Consider the following 22,435-nt stretch of genomic DNA (forward strand, 5'->3'; position numbering starts at 1 on the left):
TCGCTTATAATCCTCGTTTAGTACACTAAACTAACGCGCGGGACACCGGCTCCCGCTGCAGTTCATCAGGAGTTATTCATGGCATCAGTCAACAAAGTCATCATCGTCGGCAATCTGGGCCGTGACCCGGAAATCCGCTACATGCCTAGCGGCGACGCGATTGCCAACATCGCCGTGGCCACTTCGTACAAATCGAAGGACCGCAACACGGGCGAACAAAAAGAATTGACAGAGTGGCACCGTATTTCGTTCTTCGGCCGCCTGGCGGAAATCGTCGGCCAATACCTGAAAAAAGGTTCCTCCGTCTACGTCGAAGGCCGTCTGCAAACGCGTAAATACACGGACAAGGACGGCGTCGAGAAGTATGCAACCGACATCATCGCGGAACAAATGCAAATGCTGGGCGGTCGCTCCGGCATGGGCGGCGACGCCGGCGGTGCGGATGAAAGCTACGGTGGTGGTGGCTACGACGCCCCAGCCCCGGCTCCGCGCCAGGCACCTGCCCCGCGCCCAGCGCCAGCCCCGGCGCCACGCCCGGCACCAAAGCCAGCGCCGAACTTCTCGGATATGGATGACGATATTCCGTTTTAAATCTGACTAAGTATCTTTTTTGTTGATACAGGCCCGTTCTTCGCGAGAAGAACGGGTTTTTTTATTTACCCACACTTGCGACTGATTGTGGTGCCTGCCCTCTACCAATTCGACCGCTTGCGCCAAGAAGGAGTTGACCAGGCGGCTGTCCCTGCGCTCCGCCAAGCTGTAGATATAGGTTTGCGTGGTGACTGGATCGCCTTCGATACGCACCCGCCGGAGGCGCGGATCAGCAATGAATTCCGCTTCGGACACGACACCCAGCCCCAAGCCGCGCGCTACCGCCTCGCGCAAGGCCTCGCGGCTGCCGATTTCCATCGCTACCTTGAGCGTCACCCCCGCTTGCTTGAGCACGCGCTCCAGCGCCAGTCGCGTGCTCGAACCGCGCTCGCGCATGAGCATCGGCTGCTGGTTTAGCTCCTCCACACGGATCGCTTCGCGCTGCGCGAAGGGATGGCCGATATGGACAAACAACACCACGGCATGGCTCGCGTATGGAAGGGCGACGAAGCGCGGATCATCGCTGAAGCTTGCCAGCACAGCCACATCGGTCAGGTAGTTTTCCAGATCGGCCAGCGTTTGCGCCGAGTTGCCCAGTCTGATAGACAGCTCCATATGCGGATAGCGCTGGCGGTAAGCCTCGACGATCTCGATGACATGGAAGGGTCCCACCGCGCCGACTTTCAGATGGCCGGCATTGAGCACGCCGGCGTTGTACAGCAGGCTGTGGGCGTCCAGTTCCAGCTCCGACATTTTCTGCGCAATCGGCATCAGCTTCTGGCCGATATCGGTCAGTTCCAGGCGGCGCCCGCGCCGGTGAAACAGTTCGACATTGTTCTGGCGCTCCAGCGCCTGGACTTGCGAAGTCAGCGTAGGCTGGCTCAGGCCCAGCGTCTGGGCGGCGGCGGTAAAGCTGCGGTGGCGGGCGACGGCCAGGAAAGCACGTAGTTGAGCAGAAGTCATATATAGAAGAAATCTATAGTAGGTAGCAGAAAACTCAATTATATCAATGGTACTGTTGTCATAATCCGGTTACATACTTCCCTGGTCAGCACCTCCACCACACCAGGACAATTATGAAACCGACCCGTTACTTTGCCCGCCTCGCCGCCATCGCCGCTGTGTGCCTCGGCGCCGTGTTCGCCCCCGCCCACGCCGCCCAGCCACTTACTGTCGGCCTGATTCCTTCCGAAGATGCGCAAGCGATGCTGGAAAGCAGCAAGAAAGTCATCGACAGCCTGCAGGCCCAGCTCGGCATACCGGTCAAGGCTTTCATCGCCACCGACTACAACGGCATCATTGAAGCCCTGCGCTCGAAGAAGCTGGACGTTGCTTACCTAGGCCCCTTCTCCTACGTGCTGGCCACCTCGGTCGCCAACGTCGAAGCGTTTGCCGTGGCGGAAACCAAAAAGACCGGCAAGAGCGCCTATCGCAGCCTGATCATCGCCCGCAAAGATAGCGGCCTGGCTACGCTGGCGCAACTGAAAGGCCGCACCATGGCGTTTGTCGACCCCAGCTCGGCCTCCGGCCACCTGTTTCCCAAGGCTGGCCTGCAACAGCAAGGCATCGATGCCAACAGCTATTTCTCGCGCGTGATCTTCTCCGGCTCCCACGACGCCAGCATCCTGGCCGTGGCCAACAAGAAGGTAGAAGCCGCCGCCGTGGCCGACCGCATCCTGGCCTCCGCGATTGCCAACGGCATCGTCAAGCAGGGCGACTTCAACGTGATCTGGACCTCGTCCGATATCCCGGAATCGCCGATGGTGTGGCGCAAGGACCTCGATCCGGCACTGAAGAAACGCATCGCCGTCGCCATGGCCAATATCAAGAACGTGGAATGGGGCGACCAGGGCGTGCTGAACGGCTTCCAGCCGACGAGCGACAGCGCCTATGACGTGGTGCGCGAAACCGCCAAGGTCCTTAACCTCAACCTGAAGGGCATGAAATGATACGCATCCGTGGCTTGAGCAAACAGTACGGCGACAACCAGGTCTTGCGCGGCATCGACCTGGATGTGCCACAAGGCCAGTTCTTGGTCGTGCTGGGACCATCAGGCGCAGGCAAGTCCACCTTGCTCCGTTGCATCAATGGCCTGGTGGCGCCCAGTGCCGGCGAACTCAGTGCCGCCGGCCACACCGCCAGCGACGCCCGCAGCCTGCGCCTGTTGCGGCAACAGGTGGCGATGATCTTCCAGCACCACAACGTTGTGCCGCGCCTGTCCGTGCTGAAGAACGTGCTGACCGGCCGTCTCGGCCAAGTGTCGACGCTGGCTTCGGTGTTGCAGCTATTTAGCCAGCAGGACATCGCGCTGGCACAGGACTGCCTGCGCCGCGTCGAACTGGCACACAAGGCGGACGAGGCAACCTCGACCCTGTCCGGCGGCCAGCGCCAGCGGGTCGGCATTGCCCGCGCCCTGGCGCAGCGGCCCCAAGTGATCCTGGCCGACGAGCCCGTCGCCAGTCTCGATCCAAAAACTTCGCGCTTGGTGCTGCATTATCTGCGCGCCGCCTGCCGCGAACTCGGCATCACCGTGGTGTGCAACCTGCACCAAGTCGACTATGCCCGCGAATTCGGCGACCGCATCGTTGGCTTGGCGGGCGGCCGGCTGGTATTCGACGGCAGCAGCGACGAACTGCACGAGCGCGACCTGCACCTGATTTATTCCGGCGACCACGCCGACCACCTGCACACCACCGCGCCGCCGGCGCCGGGCTGCAGCCCGTTTGTACAAGGAGTTACACCATGAGCCTGACGACCTTACGCGATTATGTCTGGACAGGACCGCGCCCGCAGTCACTGCGCAGCTGGGGCCTGTTTATCGGCGGCGTGTTGCTGGCCGCCTGGGTGCTGGTCTGGAGCGCGCAAGGCACGGAGCTGAGCTGGAATGAACTCAGCAACGGCCTGCCGCAAATCGGCGACTTCCTCAGCCGCTCGGCGCCGCCCAACTGGGGCATTCTTGGCCACCTGGTCGGACCCGCGGTGGAAACACTGCAGATCGCGCTGTGGGGCACCTTGCTGGGCGTGCTGATGGCAGTGCCGCTGTCGTTCCTGGCGGCGCGCAACCTCAGTCCCAACCGCGTGGTGTACCAATTGGTGCGCCAGCTGCTGAACGTCACCCGCAGCATCAATGAACTGATCCTGGCGCTAATATTCGTCTCGGCGGTCGGCCTCGGTCCGTTTGCCGGCGTGTTGGCGCTGGCGCTGCACGCGGCCGGCATGGTCGGCAAGTTCTTCGCCGAGAGCATCGAGGAAATCGACCAGGGGCCACTGGAAGCGTTGCGCGCCACCGGCGCCCGTCCGCTGCAAGTGATTGTGTTTGGCGTGCTGCCGCAGGTGATCACGGCGTGGATCGCCACCGTGCTGTACCGCTTTGAAGTCAACCTGCGCCAGGCCACCGTGCTGGGCATGGTCGGCGCCGGCGGGCTGGGATTCGAGCTGGTCAACAACCTCAAGCTGTTCAAGTATCAGGACACCGCCACCTGCATCGTCGTGGTGACGCTGATGGTAGTGGCAGCCGACACCATATCGAGCCGCCTGCGGCAGATCATTCAGGATGGCGACCGCCATTAAGTTTATGCGCCAGCGCCCGCCGCGCCGGCGCCCCTCCCTCAATCTGACAACATACTAAAAATCATGTGGAATTTTCATAACCCGGTGGCCATCCACGCGGGCCAAGGGGCCCTTGCCCGCTTGCCGGCCGTGCTGGCGGGCCGCCGCGCCCTGCTGATGACCTTTCCGGAAGCCGCCTCGCTCGGGCTGGTGGCGCAAGTGCAGCAACTGCTGGGCGATCAGCTGGCCGGCGTCGAAAGCGCCATCCAGCCCAACCCGGACGTGGCCTGGCTAGACGCGATGTATGAACGCGTCTGGGCCACCTATCCGGACGTCGAGTGCATCATTGCACTCGGCGGCGGCAGCACCATCGACTGCGCCAAGGCCATGCTGGGACGCATGCCGTCCGGCCGCTTTGCCGAGCTACTCGGCCACCTGCGGGGCGGCGCGGCCTTTGCGCCGGCTGCCGTCAAGGCGCTGATCGCCATCCCCACCACTGCCGGCACCGGCAGCGAAGTGACGCCATGGGCCACCATCTGGGATGCTGCTCACGACAGCAAATACTCGCTGCACCAGAACTGGACCTGGCCGCAAGCGGCCATCATCGACCCGCAACTGATGACCAGCCTGCCGAACAGCGTCACGCTGGCCAGCGCGCTGGACGCCCTGTCGCACGCCATGGAATCAATCTGGAACGTCAACCGCAATCCAGTCTCGGCCAGCTTGGCGGTGACCGCCGCGCGCAGCATCATTGCCACCTTGCCTGCCTTGCTGGCGCAGCCGGCCAACGTGGTGCTGCGCGAGCGCATGGCCATCGCCGCCTTGCAGGCCGGCTTGGCGTTTTCCAACACCAAGACCGCGCTGGCGCACTCGCTGTCGTATGCGATCACCTTGCAGCACGGCGTCCCGCATGGCATCGCCTGCTCGTTCTCGCTGCCGTACGTGATGGCGCTGGCCTTTGGCCGCTCGCCAGAAGTCGATGCGCTGCTGCTGTCCATCTTCGACGCCAACGACGCCCGCACCGCCGTCGCCTCGCTGACCGGTTTCCTGGAACGGCACGGCGTCAGTACCGATCCCGCCCACTACGGCGCCGCCGGCCAGTGGGAGACTCTAGTCCAGCAGGCCTTGCAAGGGCCGCGCGGACGTAATTTTATTCCCCTCCATTGAAGGATAGTTTGATGACACATACGCTCAAGCCGCTGCAGGCGGTGATTTTCGACTGGGCTGGTACGCTGGTCGACTTCGGCTCGCTGGCGCCGACCCAGATTTTTGTCGAGGCCTTCGGCAGCTTCGGTATCAGCATCACGCTGGCGCAGGCGCGCGGCCCGATGGGCCTGTCCAAGTGGCAGCACATTCACACCCTGCTGCAGGACCAAGGCATACGCGCACAATGGCAGCAACGCTTCGGCAAGGAACCGGATGATGCCGATGTCGATGCGCTGTACGCCCGCTTCATGCCGCTGCAGATTGCCAAGGTCGGCGACCATTCGCAGCCGATCGACGGCGCCGCCGCTACGCTGGCCTGGCTGCGTGAGCGAGGTCTGAAAGTCGGTTCGTGTTCCGGCTATCCGCGCCAGGTGCTCGATGTGCTGCTGCCACTGGCCGCCGCCAACGGCATCGCTCCCGACCATGTAGTGGCCGGTGATGAACTGGAGGCCGGCGGCCGTCCGGGCCCTTACATGGCCCTGGCCAATATGCTGGCGCTGCGGATTTCCGACGTGGCGTCCTGCATCAAGGTGGACGACACCGTGCCAGGAATCGAAGAAGGCCGGAACGCCGGCATGTGGAATGTAGGCGTGACGCTGTCCGGCAATGAAGTGGGCTGCACTGTTGTCGAACTGGCGCAGCTGGCCGACGGCGAGCGCGGGGCGCTGAAGCGGCAGGCGGCTGCCCGGCTGCGCGCGGCCGGCGCCCATTACGTGATCGACTCGGTGGCCACGCTGCCGCAAGTGGTCGAGCAGATCGCCGCGCGGCTGGCCGCCGGCGAGCGCCCGCCTGCCGTGTAGGACGCGCCGCAGTCGAACCGGCTGGCACGCACCGTTCCATGCGCGCCAGCTTGAATCCGGCTCGAGCATCAGTTGCACAGCAGCGCTGCTGAAGTTGGAGATGCCATCCTCAAAAGGCTTGCCATCCTGGCCGACGTAGAGTGTTTCGACGTACAGGATAGGCAGGCAGGCAGGCAGGTTGGCTGGCCGAAGTGACAGGTGCGAGCTGGGTGCGGCCTGCATGAAATTTGTTGATGGCATCGCGCTCGGCCGTGCCAAAACGCCGGACGAGGTGGTGGCATGGTCTACCGTTAAACGTTGTCGCCGTAAAAAACAGGCCGCGCACTCATCGAATGCGCGGCTGCGTTGCATCAAGGCTTAGTTGAAACTGACTTCCTTGCGGTTATCGCGCGAGACGCGGTCGATCATCTTGTTGTAGGGATCGACGCCCACTTCGAACGGTTTTTCCTTCACCGTGATGGTCACCACAGGGTCGCTGCCGATCAATACGCGTTTGTCGCTGAACAAGACTTTTTCGTCTTTCTCCTTGGCACCGGGGGCGCGCGCGAAGATGGCGATTTCTACCGGTTCGTCGTAGGCGCGTGGGCTTTCCTTGCCCTTGCCGTCCGACTCCAGCTTGGCCAGGTGCAGCTGCATGGTGACATCCCACTGGCCGTCCGGGCGCTTGACGGCGCTCGCTTGCGTCACGCGGTTATCGTAGAAAACGATTTTCTCGAACAAGTCCGTGATCAGGGCCTGCTTGTCCTGCGGCGCTTCGGCGCGGATGTACGCCAGCAGTTCGCGCGAGGTGGTGAATGGCGCCTGCTGGTAGCCCTTGTCCTGCAGATAGCGTTTCAGGGCACGGTTCAGGGCTTCCTCGCCGATTTCGTCGCGCAGGCGGTAGAACACCAGGCTGCCCTTGTTGTAGTGGATGTATTGCTGTCCTTCCACGCGCGCCAGCGCTTGCTCTTCGATGGCTTCGCCGCCGCGCCCGCTCAGGTAACGGTCCAGTTCATAGCGCAGGAAGCGGCGCATTTTTTCGCGCCCGTATTCCTTCTCCATCACCATCAAGGCCGAGTATTGCGCCAAGGACTCCATCAGCATGCTGGCGCCCTGCACATTGGCGCCGATCACCTGGTGGCCCCACCACTGGTGCGCCATTTCATGCGCGGTGACGTAGAACACATAGTCGATGTCATCCTTGTCGCGCAGGTCGGCGATGAAGCCGATGCCTTCCGAATACGGTATCGTATTGGCAAACGACTGCGCGAAGCTCTGGTAGCCGGGGAACTCCAGGATGCGCACCTGCTTGTGCTGGTAGGGCGTGAACTGGGTGGTGTAGTAGTCGAGCGACTTTTGCACGGAGGTAATCATGCGCTGCGTGTTGTAGCCATGCTTTTTATCGACATAAATTTCGATCGGCACGCCGTGCCAGTCGCCTTTCTGCACTTCCCAGCGGGCCGACAGATAGGCAAAGAACGGCATCATGGGCTGGTCCATCTTGTAGCGGTAATAGCGGCGGCCATCCTTCTCCCAGCTGCTTTGCAGATAGCCGGGTGCCAGGGCGATCTGCTCGCCGCTGGTGGAGACGGTGGTGTCGAAATTGATCCAGTCCGCTTCGCCAGTGATCACGTTATTGCCATAGGCCGGCTTGTCTTCCAGCTTGGCCATGCGTACCGGTTCACCCAGGCCCCGCTTGCGGCGCTCGTTGCGGTCTAGCAGCTCCATGTCTTTCTGGTAGCCGAAGTGCGGAAAGAACGCCATGTTGTTGAAGAAGCTGCCGTTCAGGTTGACGGTGTCGGGCGCGCCGCTGTTGGTGAAGCCCTGGTGCGTCACGGCCACCGTGAAGTCCAGCGGCAAGGTCGCGCCCGGCGCCAGCGCTTGCGCCAGCTTGATGATGCTGAAACCCAGCGCCTTGTCGTCCAGCACCACGCTGTGCGAGGGCAGGTTCAGCCAAGTCGTCTTGAGTTCAGGATCGAGCTGGATGCGCAGGGTGTCGAGCGCTTGCGCCGTTTTGTTTTGCAGCACATAGTGGCCTTGGATCAAGACTTTACGTTGCTCAGGATAAATATCCACGTTGGCCTGGACGTCGGTGATCTTCGGCTGCGGCAAGCCCTGGTACTGGCGATACTGTTTTTCGTAGCGCGCCTGCTTGTCCATGCCCACGTCCGCCGTTTCATACTTGTTCAGCACATTCGTGTTGTAGAAGATCCAGCCACCCGTGCCTGCCCAGCACAGCAGCACAGCAGCCAGGGCGGCGCCAGCGCTGCCGCGCAGGCGCTGGCGGGCCAGGCGCATGCGCGAACGCCAGTCGGCCGACAGGCCGCGCACCCAGAACGCCTGCGCCAGCATCACCAGCGCCACGGTAAACAAGCTCCAGTACAGCGCGAACCAGGCCCAGCCTGCCAGGAAGTGGCCGTAGCCGTTCATGTCGGAATACTTGATGGCAGGCGTGCCGCCGAAGTTGTACAGATTGTGTTCGAAGTGCAACATGCCCAGCACGGCCTGTGACACCATCAGCAGGATCACCAGCAAATAGCCGATGAACTTATTATTGGACAACACTTGCAGCGTGAGGGCGCACAAGCCCATCAGTACGAAGAAGAGGGCGCCCAGCAAGATGCCTTTCAGGTACAGGCCCAGTTCCACGGGCGCGCCGCCCTTGTAGAGCTGGAAACCGATGGCGGTGATGCTGCCCACCAGCAGGTAGCCGCCGATGACGCCGATCAAGGCCATGCATTTGGCCAGCAGGGGCACCCAGTTGGGCACGGGCATGGCATCGCTGACATCGGCGATCTTGACTTGCCGTTCCTTGAAGATCAGTTCGCCCGCATAAAACGTGACAATGATGATCAGCAGGAAGCTGAAGCTGTTGCTGATCTGCTGCAGCATCAAATGCGTCATCGGATACACGGCCGTGCCGTACATGTCCTTGCCGACACTGGCGCCGGCGATCAGGTTGATCACGCCGAACAGCAGCATGACCAGGAAGGGCAGGCTCTTGAAGACGCCGGCGGCGTCGAAGCGCAGGATTTGCCACCACTGGCGCCAGGCGGTCGCGCGCGTGAAGCGCGGTACGCTGCGCGGCAGGTGCAGCGGCGCCGTGACGGCGGCAGCGGCCGCCTGCGCCTTGTGCTTGCCGAACAGTCTCTTGCCGGTGCCCGTGCGCTGCGGCTTGAAGAGAAGCACGGTGGCGAGGAATAGCACTGCCGTGATGCCCAGCCACAGCAGGCGGTTGGCCAGCAGGAAGCCGGACAATGGCGGCAGGCTGGCGTTCGATTCGGCGGCCGTGAAGTAGCGCGTCATGCGGCCAAAGGCGCGCAGGCCAAACGGATCGAGCAAGACTGCCAGCCATTCATTGTTGATATCGCGCGTAAATACGCCGGCCGTGGCCCACAGCACGAAAAAACCCAGTACGCCCACGTAGACCAGCATCATCGAGCGCGTGGTGGCCGCCAGGAACATCAGCAGGGCGCCGATGAAGAGCAGGTTGGGGATTACCATGACGGCGAAGCTCCAGGCGTAGGTGTGCAGCGAAAACGCGCCCACGCGCTGCGCATCGACCCAGGGCATGACGGGGCCGAGCATGGTGGCCAAGCCAATCGCGATAAAGATCACCAGGCAGGCGACAAAGCCGGCGGCGAAGCGTCCGAACAGGTAATCCCACCGACGCATGGGGGTGGCGAACAGCATGTCGGCCATGCCGACTTCGCTGTCGCGCAGCACGGCGCCGGCGATGAAGACGGTGACGAGAAACATCGCCAACAGGCTGAATATGCCCAGCATCTGCGCTATCACGGTGGGTGCATTGCGGTTGATATTGCCGATGGCGCCGCCGATCTGCACGGAGTCGCTGGTGGTGGCGCCAAAGGCCATCAAGGCCATGATGACGGCAAATACCCACAGCAGCGGCTGTTTCAGCTGGTAGCCGAGGTCAAACTTGAAAAATTCCTTCCACATGGCGGCCCCTTACGCTGCTACTGCGGCTGGTGCCGCGGCGGGAGCGGCGGCGCCGTTGCGGGCAGCGTTGCGCACATGCAAGAAGTACACGTCTTCCAGGTCCGGGGCGATTTGCACGAAGCCGCTGTCGGGCTGGCTGTCGGCAAATACATTGATTTGCGGCTTGCCGCCCACCAGGCGCGTCGACAGCACGTTCAAGCTTTGCTGGTACTGCGCCAGTTCGTCCGTGGTGACGCTGCGGCGCCAGACCTTGTTATGCAAGGTTGCGATGGCCGCCTGCGGCTCGCCCTGCACCAGCACTTCACCCTTGACGATCATGGCCATGCGCGGGCACAGGTCCGTCACGTCGTCGACGATATGCGTCGACAGGATCACTACCACCTGCTCGCCGATCTTCGCCAGCAGGTTCAGGAAGCGGTTGCGTTCGTCCGGGTCCAGGCCCGCCGTCGGTTCATCGACGATCACCAGGCGCGGCGCGCCCAGCAGCGCCTGGGCGATGCCGAAGCGCTGGCGCATGCCGCCCGAATACGTGCCCAGGTTGCGCTTGCGCGCTTCCCACAGATTGGTTTGCTGCAACAACGCTTCCACGGCTTCCTTGCGCGGCCCCTTTTCCGTCAAGCCTTTTAAAACGGCAAAGTGATTGAGCAGGGTTTCCGCGCTCACTTTCGGATATACGCCGAAATCTTGCGGCAAATAACCAAGCTGGCGGCGCAAGTCTTCCTTGTTCTTGAGCACGTCCAGGCCATCGAAATGGATGCTGCCGCTATCGGGATCTTGCAAAGTGGCAATGGTACGCATCAGCGAAGACTTGCCCGCGCCATTCGGTCCCAGCAAGCCGAACATTCCGTTTGGAATGTCCAGGCTGACATTGTTGATGGCCTTGACGCCATTCGCGTAGGTTTTGTTCAGCTGTTTGATCGATAGCATGTGCAGCATTCTCCAGAGCTTGGGTAAGAAGCCGGCAGATACATGTCTACCGGTCTGTGGAAGGGGATCACCCTTGTTTCTTGTCAACCGCGATGGCGGATGTTACTTAAAAACAATCGTATCGCGAATTGCGAGGAAATTAATATTTTTGCGACAAGGGGTGAAAATGCAGGGATGAAATGCATGAGCGGCGGGACGAATGGCGCAGTGCTACTATCGCCGACTTGAGCAACGCCACTGTGCGGAAAGGTAGGGGGAGTATGCCAGCAGCAACGAACATGACATTGCGTGCCATCGCGCCGGGCGAAAAGGGCGCGCTGGCGCAGCTATTCCAGCTGTATTGCTACGACAATTCCGCCTGGTGCGGCGAAGACGTGCTGGCCGATGGCCGCTACGATGTCTGCGCTGCCTCGCTGGCCGAGTATGTGCACGCGGTTGGTCATTCGGCGTACTGGATCGACGTCGATGGCGCGTTGGCAGGCTTTTTCATCACGGAGCCGTGCATGGCGGGCACGCTGCCGGTGCAGGAGTTCAGCGACTTCTTCATTCTCAAGAAATACCGGCGCCGGGGGCTGGCGCTGGAAGTGGTGCGGCGCGTACTGTTGGGCAACGATACGACGTGGATGGTGGCCATGTTCCGCGACGATGCGCTCGCCAACGCCTTCTGGCAGCAGGCATTTGCGCGTCTGCCGTTTGCCCGGGTCGAGCCGTGGGAAGATGACGCCTTGCCGCAGTTTCACCTTTACCTGGTGACGCCAGCGGCTTGAGCGGTGTCAGGAGCGTACTGTGACATACGCCGACGGTCCCGTCAGGCGCCTGTTCAGATCCGCATCGCGTTCGCTGTCGCGGTGCAGCTTGATTTTCCAGATGCGTAGTCGGCGACGATGCCGACAGGCAGACAAAGGAGAGAGCCACTTTCGAGCATCCGGCCTTGCCGCCGGGCCATCGATTGCGTACACATTGCCTGTATCGTCTGACGCGCGCAGAATGGTGCGCACGGGAGGAGAAAAACACATGAAAATTGCCGTCATTTCCGATATCCACGGCAACCTGGACGCGCTCGACGCCGTGCTGGCCGACATCGCCCGGCGTGGCGCGGATGTGATCGTCAACCTGGGCGATATCGTCTCGGGCCATCTGCAGCCGCGCGCCACGGCTGCGCGCCTGATGGCGCTCGATTTGCCCACCATTCGCGGCAACCACGAGCGGCAATTGCTGGGCGATCCGGCCCGCATGGGCGAGTCGGATAGCTATGCACGCGCGCAACTGTTGCCGGAGCAGCTAGCGTGGATAGCCGCGTTGCCTGCCACCTTGCGCTTGCGCAAGGACGTGCTGCTCGTGCATGGCACGCCCACGAGCGACCTCGTGTATTTTCTCGACAGCGTGACGCCGCAGGGCAGCCGCGCCGCCACGCAAGAGGAAGTGGCGGCGCGCGCCGATGGTGGTGCAGCGGCGGACGTGGCGCTGATCCTGTGCGGCCACACGCACATGCCGCGCAGCATGCATCTGGCCGATGGGCGCTTGATCGTCAATCCGGGCAGCGTCGGCTTGCAGGCGTATGGCGACGAGCATGGCTATCCCCACGTGATGGAAAACGGCACGCCGCACGCGCGCTACGCCATCGCCGAACAGGGTGCAGATGGCATCTGGATGGCGCAGTTTCATGCCGTCGAGTATGACTGGGAACAGGCAGCCCGGCTGGCGCTGGCAAACGGCCGGCCCGACTGGGCCGTGCCCTTGCGCACGGGCCGCGTCGGCGCCTAACGGAACTCTTCTGCCACTAGGTTGTATTTCTGCATCTTGTGATACAGGGTCTGTTTCGGCAAGCCCAGTACGTTGCTGACCTCGCTGACGTTGCCGGAATATACGCGCAGTTCTTGCTCGATCAAGGCGCGTTCGAAGCCGTTAACCTGTTCTGCGAGAGATGGCGGGCTGGGCTGGCCGCCCGCCAGCAGGCTCGATGCGCCACCGGCGATGCCCAGCACGAAGCGGTCGGCGATATTGCGCAGTTCGCGCACGTTGCCGGGCCAGGAATGCGCCATCAGGTTGCGCATCTGCGCCGTGGAGACGACGGGCGCGGCGCGGTTGTAGCGGGCTGCGGCAGCCAGCACGAAGTGTTCGAACAGGATGGGAATATCTTCGCGCCGCTCGCGCAGGGGCGGCAAATGCAGCACGATCAGGTTCAGGCGGTAATACAGGTCGCTGCGAAATTTCTGCTGCTGCGACAAGTCTTCCAAGTCCAGCTTGGCCGCCGCGATCACGCGGACGTCGACCGGCGTGGGCACGTTGGAGCCGAGGCGTTCGATATAGCGCTCCTGTAGCACGCGCAGCAATTTCACTTGCAGGGACAGGGGCAGCGATTCGATTTCATCGAGAAAGAAGGTGCCGTGGTCGGCGTGCTCTATCTTGCCTACCTGCCGCTTGGCCGCACCCGTAAACGCGCCCGGTTCATGGCCGAAGACTTCGCTCTCAAAGATGCTTTCAGGAATCGCGCCACAGTTGACGGCGACGAAATTGTGCTTGCGGCGATGGCTGAAGTCGTGCAGGCAGCGGGCCACCATTTCCTTGCCCGTGCCCGTATCACCATAGATCAGCACGTCGGCCGGTTCGTCGGCAACGTCGAGTATCAAGCGCCGTATGTCGCGCATCGCCAAGGAATTTCCCAGCAAGCGCGATTCGATGCCGCCGCCATCCTCGAGCTGGCGGCGCAGGCTGTGCACTTCCAGCATCAAGCGCCGCGTTTCCAGCGCGCGCAGGATGACGTCGACCAGTTGCTCGGACGAATAAGGTTTTTCGATGAAATCGTAGGCACCTGTACGCATGGCGTGCACGGCCATGGTGATGTCGCCATGGCCCGTGACGAGGATGACGGGCAGGTGCGGGTCCAGTGTCTTCACCGCTTGCAGCAACTCCAGGCCGCTCATGCCGGGCAGGCGTACATCGCTCACCACGATGCCGGGAAAATTCGGCGTCAGCAGTTTATAGGCCAGCTCGGCCGAGTGGAAGGCCAGCACATCCAGGCCGGCCAGCTGCAGTGCCTGCTCGCTGCCTTCGCGTACGGTGGGGTCGTCCTCGACCAGCAAGACCTTCAAGCCGTCAAACATGTTTTTCCTCCTGCGTTGCAATCTGTAGTTCGATGGTGAAGATGGCGCCGCCGCCGGCGGCGTTTTCGGCGCGCAGCACGCCGCCGAACTGGCGCGTGATCTGTTCGGAAATGGCCAGTCCCAGGCCCAGTCCCTGGCCTTGCGGCTTGGTGGTGAAAAATGGCTCGAACAGGTGTTCGCAGACTTCCGTCGACAGGCCGGGACCTGTGTCGGCCACGTGGATCAGCACCTGCTCCTGCGTGCATGCGACCGACACGCGCAGGCTGCGCACGTCGCTGCCATTCATGGCGTCGAGCGCATTGGCGTACAGGTTCACCAGCACCTGCTCCAGGCGGTTGCTTTCGCACATGGCGAAGATGTCTTCGGGCGGCAGATGCAGGCTGAAACGCACATTTTCAACCTGCAGGCGGCGTTCGACCAGAAACAGGGCGTTGCTGATGGCAGTGGGAATCGAGACGGAGGTCAGGCTGGTCGTCGATTTTCGCGCAAAAACCTTTAATTGTCCGGTAATGGTGCCCATCCTGGCTGCAATTTGCGATATCTTCGCCAGATTTCGCCGCGCATCGTCGAGCCGGCCGCGTTCCAGCAGGATGACGGCATTGTCGGACATGGTGCGCAGCGCCGTCAGCGGCTGGTTCAATTCATGCGTGATGCTGGCCGACATTTGCCCCAGTACCGCCATCTTGCCAGCCTGGAACAGTTCGTTTTGCGTGATATGCAGCTTTTGCTCGGCCTTGCTGCGCACCTCGATTTCCTGGCTCAGGCTTTGCGTCATGGCATTGAGTTCCGACGTGCGTTCCTCGACCATGGTTTCCAGGTTGTCGTAAGCATGTTGCAAGTCTTCGCGGGCGCGCAGTTTTTGCGCCACGGCCGCGCGGCGCTGGCGCAAGTAAAAGAACAGCAGCATGAAAAAGCCCAGCAGCACGCAGGAGAAAGCGGCCGCCGCGCGCGCGCTAGCCTTGGCCTGCGCCAGGTCGGACAGATAGATGAAGGTCCAGTCGCGCGGCGACTTGAGTTTGATCTGCGTCATCACGCTCGAACTGGTCTTCGGCGGCGCACCGGCGCGTTCCTGCTCGCGCACGCTGATCACGCGCGCGCCATTGCCCAGCTGGCGGTCCGAGACGACGGGGATCGCTTCGAGCTGCTTCGAGTAATACTGGCGTGTGCGCTTGAGTTCTTCGAGCACGGCCGGCGAGAGCGGAGCCAGGGTGCGGTATTTCCAGTCCGGCATAGAGCTGAGGAAGATCACGCCGTGCTCGTCGGCCAGCATCACCTTGTCGGCGCCCTGCACCCAGCGTTTTTCCAGGTTTTCCAGGTTGACCTTCACCGTTGCCAGGCCCAGCATGCGGCCATTTTGATAGATGCCGTGGGCAAAGAAATAGCCGGGTTCCAGCCGCGTCGTGCCGACGCCATAGAAGCGCCCCGGCGTGCCGCGCAGCGCATCCTGCGCATACGGGCGGAAGGAAATGTTGTCGCCAATAAAGCTGTCAGGCTGCTGCCAATTGCTGGCGGCCCGCGTGTTGCCGTCGAGGTTGCTGATAAAGATGGTCGACGATTTCGCCTGGGCATTCATTTGCTCCAGGTAATGGTTGACCGTGTCGACCAGCACCGGATCTTCCGGGTGCTGCAGCAGGCGGATGACGTCGCGGTTCAGCTCCAGGGTCTTGGGCAGGAAGTCGTATTTCTCCAGTGCATTTTCCAGGCTGCTGACATACACCTCCAGGCGCTGCGCGCCACTGGCCTGAAGCTTGCCGATGGCGATGCGTTCGGTCCAGAAATACACCAGCCAGACGGTCGCCAGGCAGGCGGCCAGCACCACGCCCCAGGCCAGGGTTTCGCGGCCTGAGCGTTGCGACAGGCGTTGACGCCAGGAAAGAGGTGCTTTGATGCTGGTATTCATAGTCGGGTGCCAACTTGCAAGAGCCCACAGTATCGCATTAAGTAATCTCTAAAAAGAAAAAGCCGCCGGATGTATATCCGGCGGCCTACGCATTTATTTCACGGACATCTCGAGGTCCTCAGAAAGTGTGGCGCATGCCCAGGTTAAAACCGCTGTTGCCGGTGCCATTATCGGTGGCGTTGCCGACGACGAAGGTAGCGCCGTTCTTGTTGCTGATGTGGCCGTAGCCCGTGTACAGGTCGCTGCGCTTGGACAGCGAGTAGAACGCGCCGATGGCCCACTGCTGGGCGTCACGGTTCAGGTTGCTCTTGTCGTTGTGGCGGATATATGACGCGACTAGTTTGGTGGCGCCGAACGGGGCGCTCAAGCCGAGCAGGATGTCATTGCTCTTGCTGTCGTCGAGGGCGCGGTTGTCGGCGTAGCCAAAGTTGCCTTGCAGTACGCCGAAGTCGTAGCGCGTGGCCAGCAGGGTGTTGCGCGTTTCCTGGGTCGCCAGCGCATTTTCCTTGCGGTGGTGCGTCAGGGTCACATTCAGGGGGCCGTCGATGTAGTGCACGGCGCCGCCCATGCTGCGGTTTTTCGCGTTGTCGTCAGCCACTTCGCCGAAGCCATACGCCAGGTCGGCCGACAGCTTGTAGTAGGCGGGCGTGGTGTATTGCAGCATGTTGTCGACGCGGATATTCGTCACCATCAGGTTCGATGCGGTACCGGCCAGGCCGATGACGAAGGGGTCGGCCACGTCGCGCAGGGCCAGGTAGTACGGGGAGTACTGGCGGCCGAGGGTAACGGCGCCGGCGCTGCCGGACAGGCCGACATACGCCTGGCGGCCGAACAGCAGGCCGCCCTGGCCGGAAGTGCCCGTATCGATATTGAAACCGCTTTCCAGCACGAAATTGGCCGACAGGCCGCTGCCCAGGTCTTCCTTGCCCTTGAAACCGATGCGCGAGCCGGAGGCGACGCCCGAGGCAACGCGGGTGATGCGGTCGCCGGCGGCATCCTTGTCGAGCACCAGGCCGGCGTCAGCCACGCCATAAATGGTGACGCTCGATTGGGCCAGCGCGCCGCCGGAAGCTGCGCCAAGGGCCAGCAGAGTAAATAGGACATTTTTCATGAGAATCTCTCTAGTGAGGGGGATGACTACTGATCGCACTACCTGACTGCTTGTTACTCAACAATGAAAACAAATAAATGGCCCGCTCGTGGCGGGCCATGGCACTTAGGCCTTGCTAGCGTGGTCCGCTTCGCCCCAGTGGCTTTCTGTACTCTGTCTGGCCGCATTGGCTGCGGCCGCTTCTTCTTCGGTGGCCAGGCCACCTTCCCATTTGGCAACGACGGCCGTGGCGACGGCATTGCCGACCGCGTTGGTGGCCGAACGGCCCATGTCAAGGAATTGGTCGACGCCCATCAGCAGCAGCAGGCCCGCTTCCGGGATGTTGAACTGGTTCAGGGTGGCGGCGATCACCACCAGCGAGGCGCGCGGCACGCCGGCGATGCCTTTCGAGGTCAGCATCAAGAGCAGCAGCATGGTGATCTGGGTGCCGATCGACAGGTCGATGCCGTAAGCCTGGGCAATGAACAGCACGGCAAAGGTGCAATACATCATCGAGCCATCCAGGTTGAACGAGTAACCGAGTGGCATCACGAAGCTGGAAATCTTGCGGTCCACGCCGAACTGGTCGAGCGCCGTCAGCAGTTTCGGATACGCCGCTTCCGAGCTGGCCGTCGAGAATGCCAGCAAGAAAGGTTCGCGGATCAGGCCGACCAGCTTGAAGACGCGCGGACCGATCACCATGAAACCGGCGGCGATCAACAGTACCCACAGGCACACCAGGCCTAGGTAGAAGCCGCCCATGAACTTGGCAAACGTGACCAGCACGCCCAGGCCGTGGGTGGTGACGACCGAGGCCATCGCGGCAAACACGGCCAGCGGCGCCAGGTTCATGATGGTGCCGGTGATGCGCAGCATGACTTGCGCCAGCTGGTCGATCACGTTGGTGAGCGCCTTGCCCGATTCGCCCAAGCCAGCCAGTGCGCCGCCGAAGAAGATCGAGAACACCAGCACTTGCAGGATTTCATTGTTGGCCATGGCCTCGATCGGCGACTTCGGCACCAGGTGCGTGAAGAAGTCTTTCATGGTGAAAGCGGCCGTTTTCAGGTTGGTCGAGGCGTGTACGTCCGGCAATGGCAGACCCAGGTTAGTGCCCAGCTGCATGATGTTCGACAGCACCATGCCCAGCGCCAGCGACACCAGCGAGGCGACCAGGAACCAGCACATGGCTTTCAAGCCAATGCGGCCCGCCGTCTTGCCGTCACCCATGTGGGCGATACCCACTGTCAGGGTGGAGAACACCAGCAGCGCAATGATCATCTTGATCAGGCGCAAGAAGATATCGGTGATGATGGAAATATTGCCAGCGATCTTGGCGCTGGCATCCGTATCGGGGTAGGCGGTGTGACAGGCATAGCCGACCAGAATGCCAAGGATCATGGCAATCAGGATGTACAGGGTTAATGGCCGTTTCTTTTTCATTTTGACTCCTCCAAATGAAGCGCCGCTGTGAGCGGATTATTGATTGCGAGCAACTCAAGCTTGGAGTCAATATTTCTCAAAAACAAGCCCTTGCATGCTGGCGATTATTTGCAGCAAAACCTGTACATAGCAAAGGATATGCCTGAAATCGATTTTCAGCAGAACCTTTCTCAAGCTATTGATTTAAAGCACTTTTTTACTGATGGAAAAATTGCTAAATGGCAGCATTGCGCGAAATATTGGACGGCGGAGGGAATCGTTGTATGACTTTTCATACGCTAGTGTGGCGCGCTGGCCGCACGTAAAAAAAGCAAGATTATCAGGAGAATAAAAAAGCCCCTCCGAAGAGGGGCTGCGATACTGCGAAAAAGCGTATTCTTTTATCTCTACATGACTTTAGAACTTGATATTGGCCGTCAGGCTGAACGAACGCGGCTGGCCTGGCGTGTAGCGGTAGCCGGACTTGTTGATGGCCGCCACGTAGGTCTTGTCGGCCAGGTTGTAGGCGTTCAGCTGCAGGTCGAGGTTCTTGTTGACCGGATACGTTGCCATGGCGTCGAAGACCCAGTAGGAATCGATGCGCGCCGGGGTGCCCACGGCGCCATCGGTGCCGCGCAGCATTTCGCCGACATAGCGGGCGCCGCCGCCAATTTTCAGGCCGAACGGCAAGGTGTACGAAGTCCAGCTGGTGAACGCCTGTTTTGGCGTGTAGCTGAGGTTGTTGATGCCGGACGCCGTGACGACCTTGCCCGCTTCCACGCTGGTGTTCATGCGGGTGTAGCCGGCGCTGACCAGCCAGTCATGCATGATTTCGCCCACCACGCCGATCTCGACGCCTTGTACGCGTTTCTTGCCGTTCTGGTAATAGATCAGATCGACCGGATCCTGTTCCACTTCATTTTTCACTTCGGTCTGGTACAGGGCGGCCGAGAACGACAGTTTTTGCTTCAGGAAGTCCCATTTGGTGCCGAGTTCCTTGGTGCTGGTTTCCTGCGGGTCATAGATCGGGTTTTGCCCGCTGTTCACGTTGCCGCTCAGGGTGAAGTTGGTGCCCGGCGGCGCCTTCGATGTTGCATACAGCGCATACACGCTGCTGTCCGGCGTCGGCTTGTACAGGGCCGAGATCTTGCCGTTGTACACAGTGTCGCCCAGCGAGATCGGCGTCAGCACGCCGGTGGTGGCAATGGTATTGTATTTGGCGCTGAAATGATCGGCGCGAATGCCGCCATTGACTTGCCATTGCTCGTTCAATTTCAGCGTATCGAACAGGTAGGCGCTTTGGGTGTCGATCTTGCCTTCGGTAAAGGCGCCGCTGCGCACCGGCGTGAAGACGGTGGTGCTTTCGTGCAGATTCGGCTTGTACAAGTTGGCCAGCGGAATCGTGCGCGTGGCGGCGACGACGGTACTGGCGCCCAGGCTGGCCGGTACATAGCTGTAGTTGACCTGCTTCTCGGACGTCAATTCCACGCCGCCGACCAGTGTATGCTTGATCGCGCCCGTGTTGAAGGAGGCCGTGACGTTGGTCTGGTTGGTCAGGATGGTGTTTTTCTGATCCTTGATGGTGCGGTTCGAGCGCGCCAGCAGCCATGTCGACGGATTGCCTGGCACGGCGCCCAGCGCCGGATTGTCCGTCACCAGGTTGGCGGCCGAACCCATGAAGGCCGTCAGCAGGTAATCCTGCTTGGTCTTGCCCCAGCGCGTGACGTTCTGCAGTTTCACATCCGGCGAGAAATCATGCTCGACTTTCACGGTGAACATGTCCGCCTTGACCTTGTCATAGTCCGATGCCAGGCCGTAGAAGTTCTTCGGATCAACTTTTGCCGCGCTGTTCAGGTAAGGGCGATAGGTAGCCGCAGTAGGCGCTTCCGGCGCCGTGTAGCCAGGCAAGCCGATGGTCGGCACGCCGCCGTCCGGCACGTTGTCCTGGTCGACGTGCAGGAAGCTGGCGGTCAGGCGCGTGGGTTTGCCCAGGCCGAACGTGACCGAGGGCGCAATAGCCCAGCGCTTGTTCTTGACTTCATCGCGCGCCGGGTTGCCGCTGTCCTGCGTCATCAGGTTCAGGCGGAACGCCGTGCCGGAATCGGCGTCGATGATGCGGTTCCAGTCGGCCGTGGCGCGTTTCTGCTTGCCGCTGCCGGCCGTCAGCAGGGAATTGAAGGCGTTTTCCATGCTTGCCGTCTTGCTGACCAGGTTGATCGAGCCTGTCGGCGCGCCGCGGCCGCTGTCGGTGCCAGCAGGACCCTTCAGCACGTCGATCTGTTCGATGTTGAAGACGTCGCGCGAGATCGAGCCGATGTCGCGCACGCCATCGACGTAAATGCTGCTCGATGCATCGAAGCCGCGCATGTAGACGGCGTCGCCCGTGTTCGTGTTGCCGTTTTCACCGAGGAAGAAGGTGCCCACGCCCGGCGTATTGCGCAGCGCTTCCGTCAGCGTCAGCGCGCCTTGCTGCTCGATCAACTCCTTCTTGATCACGACGATGGTTTGCGGCGTATTGACCAGCGCTTCCGTGTATTTCGGTGACGAGGCTTTCTCGGCCTTGAAATCATTTTCCTTGGAACCGACGACCTTGATTTCATTCAGAGTTTGCTGCGATGCGGGGGCGCTTTGGCCGGCGGGGTCGGCCGCCTGGGCGGCGACGGGCAGCAGCATCACGGCCAGGGCGGCGCCGAGGTGCTGGTTGAAACGGGATGGGGCGTGTTTGCGGCTCTTGATTGCCATCTTGCTCTCTCGATAAGGTCAGGGAATTGGTTCCTGGCTGGCGCTGCGGCGGCGATACACGATCACGGGGGCAAGTGGCTGGCGGTGGAAACTGCTTGTGTGACATTGTAATAATCTGGCGCCAATTAGTAAATGAGAATAGTTATCAGTCTCGTTTACGCAACGCATTGCGCGTGCCGTGAAGAAACCTGTGCCATGCCGCATGCATGCTTGCTTTACGCTCCCGCCGCTGCTATGCGCGCAAGGGATCGGAAGCGGGAGCGGGAGTATGATGAGCAACCTCGACAAATTACCGCTCAGCATGCTCCATACTCCCGACGCTTTTGTGCCCCTCATCGATGCGCCCGAACCGGCGCCCGCCGCTGACCAGACCCTCACTTTTGTCTTTCACCGCAGCCGTTTATTGCTGCACGCAGCTGACCTAGCCCTGCCGACGCCGGCCCAGCTGGCCGCGAGCGATATTGACCTGGGCCGCGCCCAGCCCGTGGGCCTGTGGCAGGGCCGCTACTGCCAGGCCATCTGGACCGATGACGAGGCCGTGCCAGACAGCAGCCTGGCATGGCATGGCCTGCGCTCGCTGTTCAATGCCGTCGACGACGGCTTCCTGGGCTTGGCCAGCCGCGCCGTGCAACTGGCTGAATGGGCGCGCACGCACCGTTATTGCGGCATGTGCGCCACGCCCATGCAGCGCGCCCGTGGCGAGCGCTGCTTCAAGTGCGCCGCTTGCGGCATGCTGGCGTATCCACGCATCTCGCCGGCCATGATGGTGCTGATCCGCAAGGGCGAGCAGGTATTGCTGGCCATGCACAAGCATTCGCCATCGCAGCGTTTCAGCCCGCTGGCCGGTTTCCTGGAAGCGGGTGAATCGATCGAGGAAGCCGTGCACCGCGAAGTGATGGAAGAGGTGGGCTTGCGCGTGCACAATCTGCGCTACTTCATGAGCCAGTCGTGGCCGTTTCCCCACTCGCTGATGATCGCGTTTACGGCCGATTACCTGGACGGCGAGATCCGCCTGGACGAGAATGAGATCGCCGAGGCGCGCTGGTTCGGCCCCGGCGATGCGTGGCCGGAAGCGAGCTCCAGCGTGTCGATTTCGGCGCTGCTGGTACGGGCGCACCGCCCGCCGGCGGCATAGGCAAAGCAATGGCCGCCGGGGCAGCCGGTCACA

The 22,435-nt window shown here is 61.6% G+C and carries 18 protein-coding genes; 10 read left to right on the plus strand and 8 right to left on the minus strand.

Going from position 1 to position 22,435, the window contains the following annotated elements:
* The first annotated feature begins 78 nt into the window (after positions 1–78).
* Positions 79–591, plus strand: coding sequence for a single-stranded DNA-binding protein (gene ssb / locus ACQ4W6_RS18330; RefSeq protein ID WP_436568597.1), 513 nt, complete (start codon positions 79–81; stop codon positions 589–591).
* 6 nt (positions 592–597) lie between these two features.
* Here the strand turns inward: ssb and ACQ4W6_RS18335 are convergent, their stop codons facing one another.
* On the minus strand, positions 598–1,554 hold the full coding sequence (locus tag ACQ4W6_RS18335) for a LysR substrate-binding domain-containing protein (protein ID WP_436568598.1): 957 nt from the start codon (positions 1,552–1,554) through the stop codon (positions 598–600).
* A 113-nt stretch (positions 1,555–1,667) separates the two neighbouring features.
* Here ACQ4W6_RS18335 and phnD point away from each other — a divergent pair, with 113 nt between their 5' ends.
* From phnD to phnX, 5 genes are all read left to right on the plus strand, one after another.
* Complete coding sequence (gene phnD, locus ACQ4W6_RS18340) at positions 1,668–2,540, plus strand: phosphonate ABC transporter substrate-binding protein (protein ID WP_436568599.1); 873 nt, start codon at positions 1,668–1,670, stop codon at positions 2,538–2,540.
* Positions 2,537–3,337 carry a phosphonate ABC transporter ATP-binding protein gene (gene phnC, locus ACQ4W6_RS18345; RefSeq protein ID WP_436568600.1) on the plus strand — a complete coding sequence of 267 codons (801 nt, stop codon included), beginning with the start codon at positions 2,537–2,539 and terminating at the stop codon, positions 3,335–3,337. Before phnD ends, phnC begins: the two co-directional genes overlap by 4 nt.
* Positions 3,334–4,161 carry a phosphonate ABC transporter, permease protein PhnE gene (gene phnE, locus ACQ4W6_RS18350; protein ID WP_436568601.1) on the plus strand — a complete coding sequence of 276 codons (828 nt, stop codon included), beginning with the start codon at positions 3,334–3,336 and terminating at the stop codon, positions 4,159–4,161. Before phnC ends, phnE begins: the two co-directional genes overlap by 4 nt.
* Before the next feature lie 63 nt (positions 4,162–4,224).
* Positions 4,225–5,307: an iron-containing alcohol dehydrogenase PsrA gene (gene psrA / locus ACQ4W6_RS18355; RefSeq protein ID WP_436568602.1), complete on the plus strand. Its 1,083-nt coding sequence runs from the start codon at positions 4,225–4,227 to the stop codon at positions 5,305–5,307.
* An 11-nt stretch (positions 5,308–5,318) separates the two neighbouring features.
* On the plus strand, positions 5,319–6,146 hold the full coding sequence (gene phnX / locus ACQ4W6_RS18360) for a phosphonoacetaldehyde hydrolase (RefSeq protein WP_436568603.1): 828 nt from the start codon (positions 5,319–5,321) through the stop codon (positions 6,144–6,146).
* 357 nt (positions 6,147–6,503) lie between these two features.
* Here the strand turns inward: phnX and ACQ4W6_RS18365 are convergent, their stop codons facing one another.
* Positions 6,504–10,085, minus strand: a complete 3,582-nt coding sequence (locus tag ACQ4W6_RS18365) for an ABC transporter permease/M1 family aminopeptidase (protein WP_436568604.1) — start codon at positions 10,083–10,085, stop codon at positions 6,504–6,506.
* A gap of 9 nt (positions 10,086–10,094) precedes the next feature.
* On the minus strand, positions 10,095–11,012 hold the full coding sequence (locus ACQ4W6_RS18370) for an ABC transporter ATP-binding protein (RefSeq protein ID WP_436568605.1): 918 nt from the start codon (positions 11,010–11,012) through the stop codon (positions 10,095–10,097).
* 278 nt (positions 11,013–11,290) lie between these two features.
* Here ACQ4W6_RS18370 and ACQ4W6_RS18375 point away from each other — a divergent pair, with 278 nt between their 5' ends.
* Both ACQ4W6_RS18375 and ACQ4W6_RS18380 read left to right on the plus strand, forming a co-directional pair.
* On the plus strand, positions 11,291–11,779 hold the full coding sequence (locus tag ACQ4W6_RS18375; RefSeq protein WP_436568606.1) for a hypothetical protein: 489 nt from the start codon (positions 11,291–11,293) through the stop codon (positions 11,777–11,779).
* 247 nt (positions 11,780–12,026) lie between these two features.
* Positions 12,027–12,776 (plus strand): metallophosphoesterase family protein, encoded by a 750-nt coding sequence (locus ACQ4W6_RS18380; protein WP_436568607.1) that lies wholly within the window; start codon positions 12,027–12,029, stop codon positions 12,774–12,776.
* Here ACQ4W6_RS18380 and ACQ4W6_RS18385 read toward each other — a convergent pair.
* From ACQ4W6_RS18385 to ACQ4W6_RS18400, 4 genes are all read right to left on the minus strand, one after another.
* The gene (locus ACQ4W6_RS18385; protein ID WP_436568608.1) at positions 12,773–14,116 is read right to left on the minus strand and encodes a sigma-54-dependent transcriptional regulator; all 1,344 of its coding nucleotides are present in this window, start codon (positions 14,114–14,116) and stop codon (positions 12,773–12,775) included. The two genes, ACQ4W6_RS18380 and ACQ4W6_RS18385, sit on opposite strands and share 4 nt — an antisense overlap.
* The gene (locus ACQ4W6_RS18390; RefSeq protein ID WP_436568609.1) at positions 14,109–16,016 is read right to left on the minus strand and encodes a sensor histidine kinase; all 1,908 of its coding nucleotides are present in this window, start codon (positions 16,014–16,016) and stop codon (positions 14,109–14,111) included. Before ACQ4W6_RS18390 ends, ACQ4W6_RS18385 begins: the two co-directional genes overlap by 8 nt.
* A gap of 118 nt (positions 16,017–16,134) precedes the next feature.
* Positions 16,135–17,127 (minus strand): porin, encoded by a 993-nt coding sequence (locus ACQ4W6_RS18395; protein ID WP_436568610.1) that lies wholly within the window; start codon positions 17,125–17,127, stop codon positions 16,135–16,137.
* A gap of 105 nt (positions 17,128–17,232) precedes the next feature.
* Positions 17,233–18,546, minus strand: a complete 1,314-nt coding sequence (locus ACQ4W6_RS18400) for a dicarboxylate/amino acid:cation symporter (protein ID WP_436568611.1) — start codon at positions 18,544–18,546, stop codon at positions 17,233–17,235.
* A gap of 27 nt (positions 18,547–18,573) precedes the next feature.
* Here ACQ4W6_RS18400 and ACQ4W6_RS18405 point away from each other — a divergent pair, with 27 nt between their 5' ends.
* The gene (locus ACQ4W6_RS18405) at positions 18,574–18,813 is read left to right on the plus strand and encodes a hypothetical protein (RefSeq protein WP_436568612.1); all 240 of its coding nucleotides are present in this window, start codon (positions 18,574–18,576) and stop codon (positions 18,811–18,813) included.
* Positions 18,814–18,942: 129 nt separating this feature from the next.
* On the opposite strand, the gene ACQ4W6_RS18410 is transcribed toward ACQ4W6_RS18405, so the two are convergent.
* Positions 18,943–21,267: a catecholate siderophore receptor Fiu gene (locus ACQ4W6_RS18410; protein ID WP_436568613.1), complete on the minus strand. Its 2,325-nt coding sequence runs from the start codon at positions 21,265–21,267 to the stop codon at positions 18,943–18,945.
* Between the two features lie 301 nt (positions 21,268–21,568).
* Here ACQ4W6_RS18410 and nudC point away from each other — a divergent pair, with 301 nt between their 5' ends.
* Complete coding sequence (gene nudC / locus ACQ4W6_RS18415; protein ID WP_436568655.1) at positions 21,569–22,402, plus strand: NAD(+) diphosphatase; 834 nt, start codon at positions 21,569–21,571, stop codon at positions 22,400–22,402.
* Positions 22,403–22,435 lie beyond the last annotated feature (33 nt).

Source organism: Janthinobacterium woesei (genome assembly GCF_051380875.1).
Taxonomy (GTDB): domain Bacteria; phylum Pseudomonadota; class Gammaproteobacteria; order Burkholderiales; family Burkholderiaceae_D; genus Janthinobacterium.

Excerpts from the sequence above, each read along its gene's own strand:
- ACQ4W6_RS18375 (WP_436568606.1), top strand. The coding sequence starts at position 11,291 with ATGACATTGCGTGCCATCGCGCCGGGCGAAAAGGGCGCGCTGGCGCAG.
- ACQ4W6_RS18370 (WP_436568605.1), bottom strand. The coding sequence starts at position 11,012 with ATGCTATCGATCAAACAGCTGAACAAAACCTACGCGAATGGCGTCAAG.
- phnD (WP_436568599.1), top strand. The coding sequence starts at position 1,668 with ATGAAACCGACCCGTTACTTTGCCCGCCTCGCCGCCATCGCCGCTGTG.
- ACQ4W6_RS18395 (WP_436568610.1), bottom strand. The coding sequence starts at position 17,127 with ATGAAAAATGTCCTATTTACTCTGCTGGCCCTTGGCGCAGCTTCCGGC.
- nudC (WP_436568655.1), top strand. The coding sequence starts at position 21,569 with ATGCTCCATACTCCCGACGCTTTTGTGCCCCTCATCGATGCGCCCGAA.
- ACQ4W6_RS18365 (WP_436568604.1), bottom strand. The coding sequence starts at position 10,085 with ATGTGGAAGGAATTTTTCAAGTTTGACCTCGGCTACCAGCTGAAACAG.
- ACQ4W6_RS18400 (WP_436568611.1), bottom strand. The coding sequence starts at position 18,546 with ATGAAAAAGAAACGGCCATTAACCCTGTACATCCTGATTGCCATGATC.
- phnE (WP_436568601.1), top strand. The coding sequence starts at position 3,334 with ATGAGCCTGACGACCTTACGCGATTATGTCTGGACAGGACCGCGCCCG.
- ACQ4W6_RS18380 (WP_436568607.1), top strand. The coding sequence starts at position 12,027 with ATGAAAATTGCCGTCATTTCCGATATCCACGGCAACCTGGACGCGCTC.
- phnX (WP_436568603.1), top strand. The coding sequence starts at position 5,319 with ATGACACATACGCTCAAGCCGCTGCAGGCGGTGATTTTCGACTGGGCT.
- ACQ4W6_RS18410 (WP_436568613.1), bottom strand. The coding sequence starts at position 21,267 with ATGGCAATCAAGAGCCGCAAACACGCCCCATCCCGTTTCAACCAGCAC.
- ACQ4W6_RS18335 (WP_436568598.1), bottom strand. The coding sequence starts at position 1,554 with ATGACTTCTGCTCAACTACGTGCTTTCCTGGCCGTCGCCCGCCACCGC.
- ssb (WP_436568597.1), top strand. The coding sequence starts at position 79 with ATGGCATCAGTCAACAAAGTCATCATCGTCGGCAATCTGGGCCGTGAC.
- phnC (WP_436568600.1), top strand. The coding sequence starts at position 2,537 with ATGATACGCATCCGTGGCTTGAGCAAACAGTACGGCGACAACCAGGTC.
- ACQ4W6_RS18390 (WP_436568609.1), bottom strand. The coding sequence starts at position 16,016 with ATGAATACCAGCATCAAAGCACCTCTTTCCTGGCGTCAACGCCTGTCG.
- psrA (WP_436568602.1), top strand. The coding sequence starts at position 4,225 with ATGTGGAATTTTCATAACCCGGTGGCCATCCACGCGGGCCAAGGGGCC.
- ACQ4W6_RS18385 (WP_436568608.1), bottom strand. The coding sequence starts at position 14,116 with ATGTTTGACGGCTTGAAGGTCTTGCTGGTCGAGGACGACCCCACCGTA.